A 16,447-nucleotide genomic window follows, 5' to 3' on the forward strand; every position below is an offset into this window, starting at 1 on the left:
TTTCAACGTCGGCTAAAGATTACTCTTTAGCGCCACGGTTAGCGCGTTTACGCTCGTTTTCCGTCAGATGACGCTTACGCAGACGCACAGAGGTCGGGGTGACTTCTACCAGTTCATCATCATCGATGAACTCCAGCGCCTGCTCCAGGGTCATTTTGATCGGCGGAGACAGGGTGGTGGCTTCGTCAGTACCGGAAGCACGCATGTTGGTCAGCTTCTTACCGGTCAGGCAGTTCACAGTCAGGTCGTTGGAACGGCTGTGAATACCGATAATCTGGCCTTCATAGACTTCCGCGCCGTGGCCCAGGAACAGCTTACCGCGATCCTGCAGGCTGTAGAGCGCATAAGCGACGGCTTTGCCCTGGCCGTTAGAGATCAGCACGCCGTTCTGACGCTGGCCGATTTCACCCGGACGCACGTCATCGTAGTGGCTGAAGGTGGAGTACAGCAGACCAGTACCGGAAGTCATGGTCATGAAGTCGGTACGGAAGCCGATCAAGCCACGGCTCGGAATGATGTAGTCCAGACGTACGCGGCCTTTGCCATCTGGCAGCATGTCGCGCAGTTCACCTTTACGCAGGCCCAGCGCTTCCATGACGGAACCCTGGTTCTGCTCTTCGATATCCAGCGTGACCTGCTCGAACGGTTCCTGTTTACGGCCATCGATTTCGCGGAAGATAACTTTCGGACGGGATACCGCCAGTTCGAAACCTTCACGACGCATGTTCTCGATAAGAACAGACAGGTGCAGTTCACCACGGCCGGAAACGCGGAAAGCATCCGGGTCTTCGGTTTCTTCTACGCGCAGCGCCACGTTGTGAACCAGCTCTTTGTTCAGGCGGTCCAGAATCTGACGCGAAGTGACGTATTTACCCTCTTTGCCGCAGAACGGCGAGGTGTTAACGCAGAAGTACATGGAAACGGTCGGCTCATCAACGGAGAGCGGCGGCAGCGCTTCAACGGTACCCGGATCGCACAGGGTATCGGAGATGTTCAGCTCGCCCAGACCGGTGATAGCGATGATATCACCCGCTTCGGCAGAAGCAGACTCGATACGCTGCAGGCCCATGTGGCCCAGAACCTGGCTCACCTTACCGTTACGGCGTTTACCTTCCGTATCGATGATAGTGACCTGCTGGTTCGGCTTCACCACGCCGCGCTTGATACGCCCAATGCCGATAACGCCCACGTAGCTGTTGTAGTCCAGCTGGGAGATCTGCATCTGGAACGGACCGTTCAGGTCAACGTTCGGCGCTTCCACGTGCTTAACGATGGTTTCGAACAGCGGGGTCATATCGTCGGCCATGTCTTCATGGTCCAGACCGGCGATACCGTTCAGCGCAGAAGCGTAAACGATGGGGAAGTCCAGCTGCTCATCGGTAGCGCCCAGGTTAACGAACAGGTCGAACACCTGATCGACAACCCAGTCCGGACGCGCGCCGGGACGGTCAACTTTGTTGATGACCACGATCGGCTTCAGCCCGTTGGCGAATGCCTTCTCGGTCACGAAACGGGTCTGCGGCATCGGGCCATCCATTGCGTCGACAAGCAGCAGAACAGAGTCAACCATCGACATTACGCGTTCTACTTCACCACCGAAGTCGGCGTGCCCCGGGGTATCAACGATGTTGATGCGGTAGTCGCGCCAGTTAATAGCCGTATTTTTCGCGAGGATGGTAATCCCACGCTCTTTTTCCAGATCGTTGGAGTCCATGACTCGCTCGGTAAGCTCATTACGCTCACCGAAGGTGCCAGATTGTTGCAGCAGCTTGTCAACCAGGGTGGTTTTCCCATGGTCAACGTGCGCAATAATGGCGATGTTACGCAGATTTTCGATCACAACTTTGCCTCAGGCATTAGAAATAGCGCGTTATTGTACACGGATTAATCGGAGGACTGAACAGATCGCAGGAAACCTTTTTCTTTTGGTGTCTGTGATCGTTTTCACGGAGAGAGAAAAAGAGAGGTTCGCACCATTTTGGTGCCCTGACATCCTCTGGGTGCACCATTATAGTGCATAATGTTCAGTGTGGTGCAGCCCTTTTCACTGCGGTGCGCATCATAGCGCCTTTTTGGGGCGATGTGAAAGTTGGCACGCTTTTCGCTTTTTTATCTATAAAGAGCCTGTACAAGGCGAAAAGCCACTTTAAACAAAAGTTGTACCACGACGACAATGACAAATCCGGGAGAGTTACCTATGTCCGCAGAACACGTTATGACGCTGCTGAGTGAGCACGAAATAAAGTTTGTCGATTTGCGCTTTACCGATACTAAAGGAAAAGAGCAGCACGTCACCATTCCTTCCCATCAGGTGGACCAGGACTTCTTTGAAGAAGGCAAAATGTTCGACGGTTCCTCGATCGGTGGCTGGAAAGGCATTAACGAATCCGACATGGTACTGATGCCGGACCCGTCAACCGCCGTGATCGACCCGTTTTATGAAGAGCCGACGCTGCTTATCCGCTGCGATATTCTGGAGCCGGGCACGCTGCAGGGCTACGATCGCGACCCGCGTTCTATCGCCAAGCGCGCTGAAGACTACCTGCGCGCTACCGGTCTTGCCGACACTGTGCTGTTCGGGCCGGAGCCGGAATTCTTCCTGTTCGACGACATCCGTTTCGGTAGTTCCATTTCCGGCTCTCACGTCGCCATCGACGATATCGAAGGCGCCTGGAACTCTTCCACCAAATACGAAGGCGGCAACAAAGGCCACCGTCCGGGTGTGAAAGGCGGCTATTTCCCGGTTCCGCCGGTAGATTCCGCTCAGGACATCCGTTCCGTGATGTGTATGACCATGGAAGAGATGGGTCTGGTGGTTGAAGCGCATCACCACGAAGTCGCGACCGCAGGTCAGAACGAAGTGGCAACCCGCTTCAACACCATGACCAAGAAAGCGGACGAAATTCAGATCTATAAGTATGTGGTCCACAACGTCGCGCACCGCTTCGGCAAAACCGCAACCTTTATGCCCAAGCCGATGTTCGGTGATAACGGTTCCGGCATGCACTGCCACATGTCTCTGTCAAAAGACGGCAATAACCTGTTCGCAGGTGACAAATATGCCGGTCTGTCCGAAATGGCGCTCTACTACATTGGCGGTGTGATCAAGCACGCGAAAGCCATTAACGCCCTGGCCAACCCAACCACCAACTCTTACAAGCGTCTGGTGCCTGGCTATGAAGCGCCGGTCATGCTGGCTTACTCTGCCCGTAACCGTTCCGCCTCTATCCGTATCCCGGTCGTCACTTCTCCGAAGGCTCGCCGTATCGAAGTGCGCTTCCCGGATCCGGCTGCCAACCCGTACCTGGCTTTCGCCGCCCTGCTGATGGCCGGTCTTGACGGTATCAAGAACAAGATCCACCCGGGTGAAGCGATGGATAAAAACCTGTACGACCTGCCGCCGGAAGAAGCTAAAGAGATCCCGCAGGTTGCCGGTTCTCTGGAAGAAGCGCTGGAAGCCCTGGATGCCGATCGCGAGTTCCTGACGGCAGGCGGCGTGTTCACCAACGACGCTATCGATGCCTACATCGCCCTGCGTCTTGAAGAGAACGACCGCGTTCGCATGACGCCGCACCCGGTTGAATTCGAACTGTACTACAGCGTTTAAGATGTTACTGACTGCGCCTGCCATCTTTTGGGCGCAGCAGACGATTTTTTTGTTGCCGTGGAAACGTTTAGCCCATCTCTGATGGGCTTTTTTCTCCCATGTACCTGCGTGTACGGTTCATTAGTACCCTGTGTAGCGGCAAAGAATACCGCCCGGGGCCAGGCTATTAATGAAGCGAACACCAGTATGCACTAAAATAGTGCAATAGCTGGAAGGGGGCTAATAATGGCAAATGGCACACAGCCCGATGCAGGGCTTATCCTGAATTCGCTGATGAACAGCATTCTGCTGGTGGATGACGAACTTGCCGTACACTATGCAAATCCCGCCGCCCAGCAGTTGCTGGCGCAGAGTTCGCGCAAGCTGTTCGGTGCGCCGCTGCCGGAGCTTCTTAGCTATTTTTCGCTGAATATCGAACTGATGCGCGAAAGCCTGAATACCGGCCAGGGCTTTATCGATAATGAGGTCACGCTGGTGATTGACGGTCGCGCCCATATTCTTTCGCTATCAGCGCAGCGTATGCCGGATAGCCTGATTCTGCTGGAGATGTCCCCAATGGATAACCAGCGACGACTCAGCCAGGAGCAGTTGCAACACGCCCAGCAGGTGGCGGCCCGTGACCTGGTACGCGGCCTGGCGCACGAGATAAAAAATCCGCTCGGCGGGCTGCGCGGCGCGGCACAATTGCTTAATCGCGCCCTGCCTGACCCAACGCTTACGGAATATACCACCGTTATTATTGAGCAGGCCGACCGGTTGCGTAATCTGGTCGACAGGCTACTGGGGCCTCAGCAGCCGGGGATGCATATTACTGACAGCATCCATAAGGTGGCCGAGCGGGTAGTGAATCTGGTGAAGCTGGAGCTGCCGGAAAACGTCACCCTGGTGCGTGACTACGACCCCAGTCTGCCGGATCTGACCCACGACCCCGATCAGCTTGAACAGGTGCTGCTGAATATCGTGCGCAACGCGCTCCAGGCGCTGGGCGAACAGGGCGGCGAAATTACGCTACGCACCCGTACCGCCTTCCAGTTGACCCTGCACGGCGAGCGCTACCGCCTGGCGGCACGCATTGATGTTGAAGATACCGGCCCCGGTATTCCCCCCCACCTGCAGGATACGCTGTTCTATCCCATGGTCAGCGGCCGCGAAGGGGGGACCGGGCTGGGGCTCTCTATCGCCCGCAGCCTTATCGATCAGCACTCGGGAAAAATTGAATTTAGCAGTTGGCCGGGACACACCGAATTTTCGGTTTATCTGCCCATCCGTAAATAAGCGCCTGAATAGAGGTCACTATGCAACGAGGGATAGCCTGGGTAGTCGATGACGATAGCTCCATCCGCTGGGTACTGGAGCGAGCGCTCACCAGCGCTGGCATTAGCTGTACCGCCTTTGAGAGCGGCCATCAGGTACTGGACGCCCTTGCCACACAGACCCCGGATGTTCTGCTTTCCGACATTCGCATGCCGGGTATGGACGGGCTCACGCTGCTTAAACAGATTAAACAGCGTCATCCCATGCTTCCGGTCATCATTATGACCGCCCATTCCGATCTGGACGCCGCCGTCAGCGCCTATCAGCAGGGCGCTTTCGACTATCTGCCTAAACCCTTTGATATCGACGAAGCGGTAGCCCTGGTGGAACGCGCCATTAACCACTATCAGGAGCAGCAGCAGCCGCGCCTGACTCAGGCTAATAGCCCCGCCGCCGATATTATCGGTGAGGCGCCAGCCATGCAGGACGTGTTTCGGATTATCGGGCGTCTGTCGCGCTCGTCAATAAGCGTGCTGATTAACGGCGAGTCAGGCACCGGTAAAGAGCTGGTCGCCCACGCCCTTCATCGTCACAGCCCGCGGGAAAAATCACCATTTATCGCCCTGAATATGGCGGCTATCCCGCGCGATCTGATTGAATCTGAGCTGTTTGGCCACGAAAAAGGGGCCTTTACCGGCGCCAGCCAGATCCGCCAGGGGCGCTTCGAGCAGGCCGACGGCGGCACCCTGTTTCTGGACGAGATCGGCGATATGCCGCTGGATGTTCAGACCCGCCTGCTGCGCGTGCTGGCCGATGGCCAGTTTTATCGGGTGGGTGGTTATGCGCCGGTGAAAGTGGACGTACGGATTATTGCCGCCACCCACCAGAATCTGGAGCAACGGGTGCAGGAAGGCACCTTTCGTGAGGATCTGTTCCACCGCCTGAACGTAATCCGCGTTCATCTGCCGCCCCTGCGCGAGCGACGCGAAGATATTCCACGACTGGCGCGCCACTTTTTGCAGAAGGCCGCTCAGGAACTGGGGGTCGAGACCAAGCAGTTGCACCCGGAAACCGAAGCCGCGCTCACCCGCCTGGCCTGGGGCGGCAACGTGCGCCAGCTGGAAAATACCTGTCGCTGGCTAACGGTAATGGCCGCCGGTCAGGAGGTGCTGATTCAGGATCTGCCTCCCGAACTGTTTGAAACCAGCGTGCCAGAAAGTAACGGCACCCAGGTTCAGCCCGACAGTTGGGCGACGGTGCTGGCCCAGTGGGCGGATCGGGCGCTGCGTTCCGGTCATCAAAATCTGTTGTCCGAAGCGCAACCGGAAATGGAACGAACTCTGCTGACCACGGCGCTGCGCCATACCCATGGCCACAAACAGGAGGCGGCGCGCCTGCTCGGCTGGGGACGAAACACCCTGACCCGTAAGCTCAAAGAGTTAGGAATGGAGTAGAAAAGGACCTTTTTTTGACGTTTTTTTAGCCTTTGACTCAGAGGCAAGGATGAGTATGATCGGGCACGATTATACGGAGGTTTACCATGCTGGAATCATTCATCAATGTGATTTCGAGCAGCGCTGACGTGGGCGCGGCAGCCAGCCAGTCACCCCATGCGGCCATTGCGGCGCTACTCTGCGCGGCGCTGTTCAACTTCTTGAGTTAAAAAAAGCGGGGAGCCTGAATCAGGCTCCCCGCTTTTTTAGTTTTCCTAAATGACCCGAGAAAACTTCTGCAATCTGGCCTTACGGCGCAAATAAATATCAAAGCACATACAGATATTACGAATCAGCAGACGCCCTTTCGCCGTCACCTGAATGCCCTGGTCATTAATATCCACCAGCCCATCCTGCGCCAGCGGCGCCAGCAGCGCTAAATCCTCGGCAAAGTCATTATGAAAATCGAGCTGCCATGCGCGCTCGATATCGGCAAAATCCAGCCGGAAGTTACAGATAAGCGCCTTAATGATATCGCGACGAATGCAGTCATCCCGGGTAAGCGTCAGACCACGCCACAGGGCATCGCCCTGCTCTTCTACCTGCTGATAATATTTCTTCAGCTCTTTCTGGTTCTGGGCATAGCAGTCTCCCAGCATGCTGATGGCGGAAACCCCCAGCCCCAGCAGGTCGGTATCTCCCTGGGTGGTGTAACCCTGGAAGTTGCGATGCAGCACGCCGTTACGCTGGGCAACCGCCAGTTCATCATCCGGACGCGCAAAGTGGTCCATACCGATAAACTGATAGCCTGCGCCAGTCAGGGAAGCGATAGTCTGCTGCAAAATATCAAGCTTCTGCTGCGCTGAAGGCAGGTCATCCTCTTTAATTTTGCGCTGGGCGGCAAACAGCGTTGGCAGGTGAGCATAGTTAAAGACGCTCAGCCGATCCGGGCTTAGCTCCGCCACCTTATTCAGGGTGAAGGCAAAGCTTTCCGGCGTCTGCTTCGGCAAACCGTAGATCAGGTCGATATTGGTGGAAGTGAACCCCAGTTCCCGGGCCCGGGCGATCAGCGCGAAGATAAACTCTTCATCCTGCTCGCGGTTGACCAGGCGTTGCACCTCTTTATTGAAGTCCTGAACCCCCATGCTCAGGCGCGTGAAGCCTTCCGCGCGCAGGTGGTCCAGCATATCCAGTTCGATTTCCCGCGGATCCAGCTCAAGAGAAAGCTCGGCATCGTCATTAAAGCGGAAATTTTCACGCAGCAGCCCCATCAGGCGGCCGATCTGCGCTTTATTCAGGTAAGTCGGCGTACCGCCGCCCCAGTGCATCTGGCTAACCTGACGCTGCCCGAAACGCGGCGCCTGATGGCGAATTTCACGCTCCAGCGCGTCCAGATACTGGTCGGCCTTATGGCGCTGGCGGGTGACGACCTTATTGCAACCGCAGAAGTAGCAGAGCTTATGGCAGAACGGGATATGCACGTAGAGTGACAGCGCCCGCTCCGGATAACGCTCCGCCGCGCGAGTAAAATCGTCTTCACTAAAGGATTCTGAAAACTCAAGGGCGGTGGGGTAAGAGGTATAACGCGGCCCGGAATAGTTATATTTCTGGATTAGGGCCAGATCCCAGTCAATTAACTGCTCAGACATACTCACTCCTTCCTGCGGCGCCGCAACCGCCTTCCTGCGCGCCCCGGATAAGACGCGCCGCCCGAGCCCCGGGCCATCATGCGATTGCGCAGCCACCGTTGTCGGCGCGACAACCGCTGTAGTTTAACGAATAACCACAACAGATAACAGGCTATGGGTAGAACGATGATCAGAACCAGCGGCCCCATAGCGCTACGTTTAGTCTCCGCCCTTAAGCAGGCGCATCAGATCTTCTTCACCCTCTTCCTCTTCATCGTCGTCGAAGGAGAGGCCGAGCTGCTGCATCAGTTCATCAATGCGATCGAGTTGAGCGTTGACCCAATCCCGGTCTTTTTTGTCGATCGCTTCCCCGGACTCAATCCTGTCCAGCAGCGCATCCAGTCGAGGATCGTTTTCCAGCTTTTCCAGCTCTTCACTGGGGGAAAGCAGTGGTCGGGCAGGCACTTTTTCCGCTTTCGGCGCCTGGCTTGCTGGCACGCCCAGAGCAACCGGCTTTTTGCTGCCCAGGCGCGGATCGGGAAGGTTTTTCCCCCCTTTCCCGGAATTGCCCTGCCGGGAATCGCTGTTACGGTTACCGGACGAAAGGCCGCGATGCTTTTTCTGGCGCTTGCGATCGCGCGCCTGCTGGTTCAGCTCTTCACGCGTCGAACGGCGTTTATTTGGCCCTTTAGCGCGGGCAGGGGTTTGTTGCTTCATGATTCTGTGTCTCGAGGCCGTTTCAGGTCGGTATGAAGTGAGAATAATAGCAGGTTCGGCGGCAAATCTGCGATAGCGCCCCCGGACAGGAGTGAAAAATAAAAAAGGCGGCAGGATAGCCTGCCGCCTGATTCATCACTAAACTCTTGCGAGTTAAATCGTCCGTGTTTGCTGTCGACGCCCTGTCTTTCCCTCAGCGTACTACGTCCTTTGTGTTGTCCCTGTCCCTTTATCTGTTCCGCCATCCCAGCGGTCGCCCATCCTGGCTTGTCCCTACTCTTCGACGTCCTGTCACTCCTGAGCGTTCATCCTGAACCGAATCCTTAGGGCTCCTTGCCTGTGAGACATACTTTACGCTTATCCCTTGTTTTCACAAGGAGATACCCGGAAGCGGTCATGCGTCTCACAGGGTATAAATGTATTACTACACTGTTTTTATTACCGTTTTATTAAAGTTCAGATCAATAAAAGCCGCTTTTTCCCGCCTCAACAATGGTCAATGTCTTACAAAGCGTATGGCAATGCTGCCAGCCTGTTCGCCAATAGCGGGCTTCCGGTGGTGCATATCAGGTATAATCCCGGCCATATGCATCCCTGATGGAGACGACCATTTTGACTAACTGGAATTATCAACTGACGCACTTTGTAACCAGTGCGCCAGATATTCGCCACCTCCCCGCCGACAGCGGGATCGAGGTTGCCTTTGCAGGCCGCTCCAACGCCGGTAAGTCGAGCGCGCTGAATACGCTGACCAACCAGAGAAACCTGGCGCGAACCAGTAAGACACCAGGCCGTACTCAGCTGATCAACCTGTTTGAGGTGGCTGAAGGCAAGCGTCTGGTCGACCTGCCGGGGTACGGGTATGCCGAAGTCCCGGAAGAGATGAAACGTAAGTGGCAGCAGGCGCTCGGTGAGTATCTGCAAATGCGTCACTGTCTTCAGGGGCTGGTGGTACTGATGGATATTCGCCATCCGATGAAGGATCTCGATCAGCAGATGGTCGCATGGGCCGTGGACAGCCATATTCCGGTGCTGGTCCTGCTCACTAAAGCCGATAAACTGGCCTCCGGCGCCCGTAAAAAGCAGCTGAATCTGGTGCGCGAAGCCGCTATCGCCTTTAACGGAGACGTTGAAGTCGAGATCTTCTCTTCGCTGAAGAAGATGGGCGTGGATAAGCTAAGAAATAAGCTGGACAGCTGGTTTAACGATCTCCCAGGGATCGTAGCCGAAGAGCCGGAAGCAGAAGCGTAATTCCGATCTGCCGCGTGCCGGGCGCGCGGTATTTTTGCGGATCGCAGACAATAAAAAACGCCCCGGTCATTAGATGACCGGGGCGGCTAAAATATTCAGCCAAATCCGATTACGTGAAGTAAAAGGTCTGAAAGATAGAACATCTTACCTCTGTACCCTACGTCGTTAACTCTACTCTTTTTTAATGCGAGGAAAAAGCATTTTTTGTAGTTTTTTTTCATTTTTTACATTATGAACTTGAACAACCATCACAAAAACCTATCTCTGATGTTGCTTAGTTACAAAACATAAGGTTCGGATTCCGGTTCAGCGCGCCGGGCTCGTCCGGCGCGAATGGCCTGTCAGTTAGTGCGCCTCATCCCAGTTTTTACCGCTACCCACTTCCACCAGCAGAGGCACTTCCAGCTTCATGCAGCCTTCCATCAGCTCATGGATCTTCTGAGAGACGGCCTGCAGATCGTCTTTATGTACTTCGAACACCAGTTCATCGTGTACCTGCATGATCATTTTCACTCGCGGTTCGGACTTCAGTAGCCAGTCATCTACCGCGATCATGGCGCGTTTAATGATGTCCGCCGCGGTACCCTGCATAGGCGCGTTGATTGCCGCACGCTCCGCCGCAGCGCGACGAGCGCCGTTACGGGAGTTAATTTCCGGCAGCCACAGGCGACGCCCTTCCAGGGTTTCAACGTAGCCCTGCTCTTTCGCCTGCTGACGTGTGCGCTCCATATATTCCAGCACGCCAGGATAGCGTTCAAAGTAGAGATCCATATACTTCTGGGCCTCTTTACGCGGAATATTAAGCTGGCGCGCCAGGCCAAAGGCGCTCATGCCGTAAATCAGACCAAAGTTAATGGCTTTAGCGCTACGGCGCTGTTCAGATGAGATACTCTCCAGCGGCCTACCGAAAACCTCCGCCGCCGTGGCGCGGTGGATATCCTTCCCTTCGGCAAAGGCGGTCAGCAGGCCTTTATCCCGGGACAGGTGCGCCATAATACGCAGCTCAATCTGGGAATAGTCCGCGGAGACAATTACGTAATCCTCCGGGGCGATAAAGGCCTGACGGATACGGCGCCCCTCATCATTACGTACCGGGATATTCTGCAGGTTGGGATCGGTCGATGACAGACGCCCGGTGGCGGTTACCGCCTGGTGATAAGAAGTATGCACCCGACCCGTCTTCGGATTGATCATTAGCGGCAGCTTGTCGGTATAGGTCGATTTCAACTTCGCCAGTCCGCGATATTCCAGGATCACCTTCGGTAGCGGATAGTCCAGCGCCAGCTCTTCCAGCACCTCTTCCGAAGTGGAAGGCGCGCCGCCCGGTGTCTTCTTCAGCGGTTTAATGCCCTGCTTCTCGAACAGAATGGTCTGCAACTGCTTGGGAGAAGAGAGGTTAAATGGCTCGCCTGCAATCTCATAAGCCTGCTGCTCCAGCTCGACCAGGCGCTTGCCCAGCTCTTCGGAATGGGCATGCAGCACGGCGGGATCGATCATCACACCGTTACGCTCTACCCGGGACAGAACCGGAACCAGCGGCATTTCAATAGTACGGAAAATATTGAGCGGACCTTTTTCCTGTTCCAGTTGCGGCCACATGGTCTGATGCAGGCGCAGTGTGACGTCGGCATCTTCCGCGGCATAGCGGCCCGCTTCTTCCAGCGCGATCTGGTTAAAGGTAAGCTGATTTTTCCCCTTACCCGCGATCTCTTCAAAGGTGATGGTCTTGTGGCTCAGCCAGCGGCTGGCCAGACTGTCCATATCGTGGCGCCCGGCCACGCTGTTCAGCGCATAGGATTCCAGCATGGTATCGAAGGCGATACCCTGTAGACTGATGCCATAGTTATCAAGAATCCCCCGGTCATACTTCAGATTCTGACCAACTTTCAGCGCTTTTTCATTTTCCAGTAGCGGCTTAAGTAGCTCCAGCACCCGATCGCGGGAGATCTGATCCGGCGCATCCAGATAGTCATGCGCAACCGGCACATAGGCCGCATGGCCCGGCTTGTCGGCAAAGGAAAGGCCCACAAGACTGGCAGTCAGACCATCCAGGCTATCGGTTTCGGTATCAAAGGCGAAGACTGGCGCTTTCTCCAGACGGGCGATCCAGGACTTCAGGGTCTCTTCATCAAGGATGGTGACATAATCATCACTGGACAGTACGCTGGCCTCCTGCGCTTCTGGCTGAGACTCGGCGCTCACACTCTCTACCTTCTTGCTCTTCGCCGCGCTGGCGTTGCCTTTCGCCTGGAGCCACTTACCGGCGGCAACATCGGCGGTCCAGCGCTTAAAGTCATATTTTTCAAACTGGGCCAGCAGGTTGTCGGCTTCCGGTGCCTTCACTTCCAGTTCATCGCAGGTCAGTTCCAGGGGTACATCGGTCTTAATGGTCGCCAGCTGATACGAAAGACGCGCCATCTCCTGGTTCTGTTCCAGTTTGGCGCCCATGGTTTTGGCACCGCGGAAGCTGAGGTCGGCAATCTTATCCAGGTTGCCATAAAGCACCTCCAGTCCCCCCAGCCCCTGCAGCAGCGCCTGAGCGGTCTTCTGGCCCACACCGGGTACGCCGGGAATGTTATCTGACGAGTCGCCCATCAGCGCCAGGAAGTCGATAATCAGTTCCGGCGGTACGCCGTACTTCTCACTCACCTCATCCGGCCCCAGAACGGTATTGGTCATGGTGTTGATAAGCGTAATGGATGGCGTGACCAGCTGCGCCATATCCTTATCGCCGGTACTGATCAGCACGTGTCGGCCAGCGCCTTCCGCTTCACGCGCCAGGGTGCCGATAACATCATCGGCTTCAACGCCAGACACGACCAGAAGCGGCAGCCCCATCGCCTTCACCATGCTGTGTAGCGGTTCGATCTGCGCACGCAGATCGTCCGGCATGGGAGGACGGTGCGATTTATAGTTTTCAAACAGTTCGTCGCGAAAGGTCTTGCCTTTGGCATCAAAGACAACGGCAGCATGGGACGGCTGGTACTGTAGCAGCAGACTGCGCAGCATATTGAGCACGCCGTACATCGCTCCGGTCGGTTCGCCCGCGCTGTTGGTCAGCGGGGGGAAGGCGTGATACGCCCGATAAAGGTAGGAGGATCCGTCGACGAGGATAAGTGGATTTTCTGCGATCTGGGCCATAGTGTTCCGTGCCTGATGGTTGTCTGTCAGTGGGTAAAGGATGCCACAGCCGGGCATAAAACATGAAGCGGCTTGCCGCCGAACGGTAAAAAAGAAGTCACGATCTGCGGGATCGCTTCCAGGATCGGGCTGTGGATAACTTTGTGCACAAAATCGTTATCGATTGATATTCCACAAATTAAACATCCGTGACGGGATAATAATCTGTTTTAATTCAAGATGTTAAAATTGATCCAGGCCATAAACAGGCTCGATGTGCACAGAACGTTAATGTGGATATAAAAGCAGGTTATGCCATTATCGTTAACAGGAGGGACTCATCCGCGCCTGATATTTCAAAGTCCGTTACTTTTAGTGCCATCATTAATGACGGTTTTCTGATAAGATTTGCGCCCTGTCATATTTATTGCCAGCGTCTTTCGTTTTCTAACCATCTAAAAAATAACTATGTCGAGATTGCTCGCCACGCTCACTTTACTCTTAAGCATTGTCCTCACTATTCTGGTCACGATTGGTTGCTCCGTGCCCATCATTGTTGCGGGCGTGCTCAAGCTGCTGCTCCCCATTCCCTTCGTGTGGCGTTCAATTTCCCGTTTCTGCAACTTCATGATGTATTGCTGGTGTGAAGGGCTGGCGCTACTGCTGCACCTTAATCCGTGGCTAAAGTGGGATATCGAGGGACTGGAAGGGCTGAGCAAGAAAAACTGGTACCTGCTGATCTGCAACCACCGCAGTTGGGCCGATATTGTGGTGCTCTGCGTGCTGTTCCGTAAGCAGATCCCAATGAATAAGTACTTTCTTAAGAAGCAGCTCGCCAGGGTTCCGTTTATAGGCCTGGCCTGCTGGGCGCTGGATATGCCGTTTATGAAACGTTACTCGCGCAGCTACCTTATTCGCCATCCGGAAAAACGCGGCCAGGATGTGGAAACCACGCGCCGCTCGTGCGAAAAATTTCGCCATCATCCGACAACCATTGTGAATTTTGTGGAAGGCTCACGGTTTACGCCGGACAAACACCGACAGTTGCGGTCACCATTCAGAAATTTACTACCGCCGAAAGCGGCCGGTATCGCAATGGCGCTTAACGTGCTGGGAAAGCAGTTTGATAAGCTGCTTAACGTAACCCTCTGCTATCCGGAAAATAATCATTCGCCATTTTACGATATGCTGTGCGGGCGCCTGACCCGGATTGTGGTACGGGTCAATCTGGTGCCCATCAACGAAAACCTGCACGGCGATTATGTTAACGATAAGAACTTTAAGCGTCGCTTCCAGCTCTGGCTGAATACCTTGTGGGGCGAGAAAGACGACCAGCTGGAGGCCATCCAGCAGAAATACAAAAACGCCGGTCAATGACCGGCGTTTTACTGTTCTGACAGCGCTGAAGTTTATTTCTTCTCGACCAGGAATTTCACCGTGTCGGCATATTCCTGAACGAATTTATCCATGCTGCTGGTGTCCATGCCCTGCATATTAATGGCATATTTACCGTTAACAAACATTGCCGGAACGCCCTGCAACTGCAGATCGGCAGCGGCTTTCTCCTGCTGGGCAACCAGAGATTTCACCACGAAGCTGTTCCATGCGGCGTCATACTCTTCCGCCTTCACGCCAGCATCGATAAATACCTGACGGATATCGGCCACACTCTGTACAGTCTGGGTTTTCTGTACTGCTTCGAACATCGGAGCCGTGATCTTATCCTGCACGCCCAGCGATATAGCAACCGCCCATGCCTGAGTCAGTTGTTTACCCAGCGGCCCCAGGAATTCGACGTGGTACTTGGTCATTTTGGTGCCTTCCGGCAGCTTTTTCTTCACGTTGGCCGGAATATGCCATACCTGCTCGAACTGATAGCAGTGCGGGCAATAGAAAGAGAAGAACTCCAGAACCTGAGGTTCTCCCTGTACAGGCTTATCCAGCGTGGTGTACTGCTTGCCATCGGTGATCTGTGCCGCGGAGGCGCTGAACGCCAGAATCATTCCCGCCAGGGCCAGCCAGACTTTTTTCATTTAGATCTCTCCTGAAAATATCGCTTTAATACATGGGCGTTAATTGTAGTGGGGGTTCACGTAGAACCCTGACCTGCTCATTAAAGGTGGCAGTTTGTCTTCGCCAGAAATCTTCCTCTTTCATCCAGGGGAAGCTTCCAGGGAAAGCCGGGTCATCCCAACGGCGCATTATCCATGCCAGATACCAGACCATACGCATGGCCCGCAGGGGTTCAATCCGTTTTAACTCATCGGTATTAAAGGAGCCAAACTCCTCATAGGCTTCAATAATGGTTTCAAGTTGTAGTCGCTGGCTGGCTTTATCGCCGTTCAGCAGCATCCAGATATCCTGAACGGCCGGGCCGTTACGGGAGTCATCCAAATCGACAAATAGCGGACCGTCGCGCCACAGGATATTACCGGGATGGCAGTCACCGTGCAGCCGAAGGGCCCTGTAGTCAAGGTCCCACCGTGCCGTTACTTCTGCGATCAGTGCATCGACCGATTGCAAAAACGCGGCTTTCAGCCCAGAGGGGATCAAAGAGGTGGCATCAAACAGCGCTCGCGGCTCCAGGAGGTATTCCTGAATTCCGATAGTTGGCCGATGATGAAAACATTCACCGCGCCCGGTCTGGTGTATACGCCCAAGGTAGCGCCCGACCTGCTCCATCTGATCCAGATTATCTGTTTCATACTGCCGACCACCCAGGCTCGGAAACAAAGCGAACAGAAAGCCCTGATGCTCAAACAGCGTTTTACCATCAATAGCTAGCGGCGCAGCCAGCGGAACCTCATTAGCCTGTAACTCCAGAGCAAATTGATGCTCTTCCTCGATCTGCTGCGCATTCCAGCGAGCCGGACGATAGAACTTCACCACATAGCGACGGCGATCCTCATCCAGGAACTGATAGACCCGATTCTCATAGCTATTGAGCGCCGTCAGGCCAGAATCCACCCGGATCCCCTGCTCAAACAGGGCATCAAGTATGGTATCCGGGTGTAATGTTTGAAAATGAAAAGCGCTATCTGTCATTCGATATCCGCGCGGTCATACAAGTGTTATTCGGTTCAGGATAACATTTCACAGGCTTTGCGGACGATTCGCTTACAAGCTTTTACTCTTTAATAACGCCGCGCGCTTTTAACAGAGCGGTTTTAAAATCTTCCTCATAATCTTTTTTCAGGCCGGGAATGGCTTCGTCTTTCGCCGAACCACGCATTTTCAGGTGATAGATCAGAATATCGTCTGTCAGATCTGCCAGTTCTCCGGTAAAACCTGACTCCTGAGCCAGTTTCTGCAAAAATTGCAGCAGGTTTAGATCGGGCTCTTCCTGCCAGGCGGGCTGAAGCAGTTCGATCACTTCGTTAAGACGTTTACATTTCATATCTGTGCTCCTTTATCCTGTGACAGGACAAATTAGCAGG

At 54.7% G+C, this 16,447-nt stretch carries 13 protein-coding genes; 6 read left to right on the top strand and 7 right to left on the bottom strand.

The genetic code is table 11. From position 1 onward, the window contains the following. Nucleotides 1-19 precede the first annotated feature (19 nt). A complete protein-coding gene (gene typA, locus SCU88_RS24845; protein ID WP_138095010.1) occupies nt 20-1,840 on the bottom strand; it encodes a ribosome-dependent GTPase TypA in 1,821 nt (606 codons plus the stop codon). 357 nt (nt 1,841-2,197) lie between these two features. Here typA and glnA point away from each other — a divergent pair, with 357 nt between their 5' ends. The 4 genes from glnA (at nt 2,198) to SCU88_RS24865 (ending at nt 6,524) form a co-directional block, all read left to right on the top strand. Then, nucleotides 2,198-3,607 carry a glutamate--ammonia ligase gene (glnA, locus tag SCU88_RS24850; protein WP_138095011.1) on the top strand — a complete coding sequence of 470 codons (1,410 nt, stop codon included), beginning with the start codon at nt 2,198-2,200 and terminating at the stop codon, nt 3,605-3,607. Between the two features lie 225 nt (nt 3,608-3,832). Beyond that, a complete protein-coding gene (gene glnL / locus SCU88_RS24855; RefSeq protein ID WP_175340203.1) occupies nt 3,833-4,882 on the top strand; it encodes a nitrogen regulation protein NR(II) in 1,050 nt (349 codons plus the stop codon). Between the two features lie 20 nt (nt 4,883-4,902). Beyond that, the gene (gene glnG / locus SCU88_RS24860; RefSeq protein ID WP_138095013.1) at nt 4,903-6,315 is read left to right on the top strand and encodes a nitrogen regulation protein NR(I); all 1,413 of its coding nucleotides are present in this window, start codon (nt 4,903-4,905) and stop codon (nt 6,313-6,315) included. An 86-nt stretch (nt 6,316-6,401) separates the two neighbouring features. Next, nucleotides 6,402-6,524 carry a YshB family small membrane protein gene (locus SCU88_RS24865; protein WP_138095014.1) on the top strand — a complete coding sequence of 41 codons (123 nt, stop codon included), beginning with the start codon at nt 6,402-6,404 and terminating at the stop codon, nt 6,522-6,524. A gap of 45 nt (nt 6,525-6,569) precedes the next feature. Here the strand turns inward: SCU88_RS24865 and hemN are convergent, their stop codons facing one another. Both hemN and yihI read right to left on the bottom strand, forming a co-directional pair. Continuing rightward, nucleotides 6,570-7,943: an oxygen-independent coproporphyrinogen III oxidase gene (hemN, locus tag SCU88_RS24870; protein ID WP_175340204.1), complete on the bottom strand. Its 1,374-nt coding sequence runs from the start codon at nt 7,941-7,943 to the stop codon at nt 6,570-6,572. 198 nt (nt 7,944-8,141) lie between these two features. Further along, entirely contained in the window at nt 8,142-8,639 is a 498-nt protein-coding gene (yihI, locus tag SCU88_RS24875) for a Der GTPase-activating protein YihI (protein ID WP_138095017.1), read from the bottom strand. Nucleotides 8,640-9,251: 612 nt separating this feature from the next. Here yihI and yihA point away from each other — a divergent pair. Then, nucleotides 9,252-9,890: a ribosome biogenesis GTP-binding protein YihA/YsxC gene (gene yihA / locus SCU88_RS24880; protein ID WP_175340205.1), complete on the top strand. Its 639-nt coding sequence runs from the start codon at nt 9,252-9,254 to the stop codon at nt 9,888-9,890. Between the two features lie 345 nt (nt 9,891-10,235). On the opposite strand, the gene polA is transcribed toward yihA, so the two are convergent. Continuing rightward, nucleotides 10,236-13,031 (bottom strand): DNA polymerase I, encoded by a 2,796-nt coding sequence (gene polA, locus SCU88_RS24885; protein ID WP_175340206.1) that lies wholly within the window; start codon nt 13,029-13,031, stop codon nt 10,236-10,238. Between the two features lie 447 nt (nt 13,032-13,478). Here polA and SCU88_RS24890 point away from each other — a divergent pair, with 447 nt between their 5' ends. Further along, the gene (locus tag SCU88_RS24890) at nt 13,479-14,387 is read left to right on the top strand and encodes an acetyltransferase (RefSeq protein WP_175340207.1); all 909 of its coding nucleotides are present in this window, start codon (nt 13,479-13,481) and stop codon (nt 14,385-14,387) included. 32 nt (nt 14,388-14,419) lie between these two features. Here the strand turns inward: SCU88_RS24890 and dsbA are convergent, their stop codons facing one another. The 3 genes from dsbA to SCU88_RS24905 form a co-directional block, all read right to left on the bottom strand. After that, nucleotides 14,420-15,043, bottom strand: a complete 624-nt coding sequence (dsbA, locus tag SCU88_RS24895; RefSeq protein WP_138095021.1) for a thiol:disulfide interchange protein DsbA — start codon at nt 15,041-15,043, stop codon at nt 14,420-14,422. Nucleotides 15,044-15,068: 25 nt separating this feature from the next. Then, nucleotides 15,069-16,055: a serine/threonine protein kinase gene (locus SCU88_RS24900; RefSeq protein ID WP_175340208.1), complete on the bottom strand. Its 987-nt coding sequence runs from the start codon at nt 16,053-16,055 to the stop codon at nt 15,069-15,071. 82 nt (nt 16,056-16,137) lie between these two features. Then, nucleotides 16,138-16,407: a YihD family protein gene (locus tag SCU88_RS24905; protein WP_138095023.1), complete on the bottom strand. Its 270-nt coding sequence runs from the start codon at nt 16,405-16,407 to the stop codon at nt 16,138-16,140. Nucleotides 16,408-16,447 lie beyond the last annotated feature (40 nt).

Origin of the sequence: Jejuibacter sp. L23 (assembly GCF_050815825.1) — a bacterium.
GTDB classification, from domain to species: Bacteria; Pseudomonadota; Gammaproteobacteria; order Enterobacterales; family Enterobacteriaceae; genus Jejubacter; species Jejubacter calystegiae.

Bases quoted from the DNA above. Each gene is read 5' to 3' on its own strand.
- glnA (WP_138095011.1), top strand. From the start codon at position 2,198: ATGTCCGCAGAACACGTTATGACGCTGCTGAGTGAGCACGAAATAAAG.
- glnL (WP_175340203.1), top strand. From the start codon at position 3,833: ATGGCAAATGGCACACAGCCCGATGCAGGGCTTATCCTGAATTCGCTG.
- glnG (WP_138095013.1), top strand. From the start codon at position 4,903: ATGCAACGAGGGATAGCCTGGGTAGTCGATGACGATAGCTCCATCCGC.
- SCU88_RS24865 (WP_138095014.1), top strand. From the start codon at position 6,402: ATGCTGGAATCATTCATCAATGTGATTTCGAGCAGCGCTGACGTGGGC.
- hemN (WP_175340204.1), bottom strand. From the start codon at position 7,943: ATGTCTGAGCAGTTAATTGACTGGGATCTGGCCCTAATCCAGAAATAT.
- yihI (WP_138095017.1), bottom strand. From the start codon at position 8,639: ATGAAGCAACAAACCCCTGCCCGCGCTAAAGGGCCAAATAAACGCCGT.
- polA (WP_175340206.1), bottom strand. From the start codon at position 13,031: ATGGCCCAGATCGCAGAAAATCCACTTATCCTCGTCGACGGATCCTCC.
- SCU88_RS24890 (WP_175340207.1), top strand. From the start codon at position 13,479: ATGTCGAGATTGCTCGCCACGCTCACTTTACTCTTAAGCATTGTCCTC.
- dsbA (WP_138095021.1), bottom strand. From the start codon at position 15,043: ATGAAAAAAGTCTGGCTGGCCCTGGCGGGAATGATTCTGGCGTTCAGC.
- SCU88_RS24900 (WP_175340208.1), bottom strand. From the start codon at position 16,055: ATGACAGATAGCGCTTTTCATTTTCAAACATTACACCCGGATACCATA.
- SCU88_RS24905 (WP_138095023.1), bottom strand. From the start codon at position 16,407: ATGAAATGTAAACGTCTTAACGAAGTGATCGAACTGCTTCAGCCCGCC.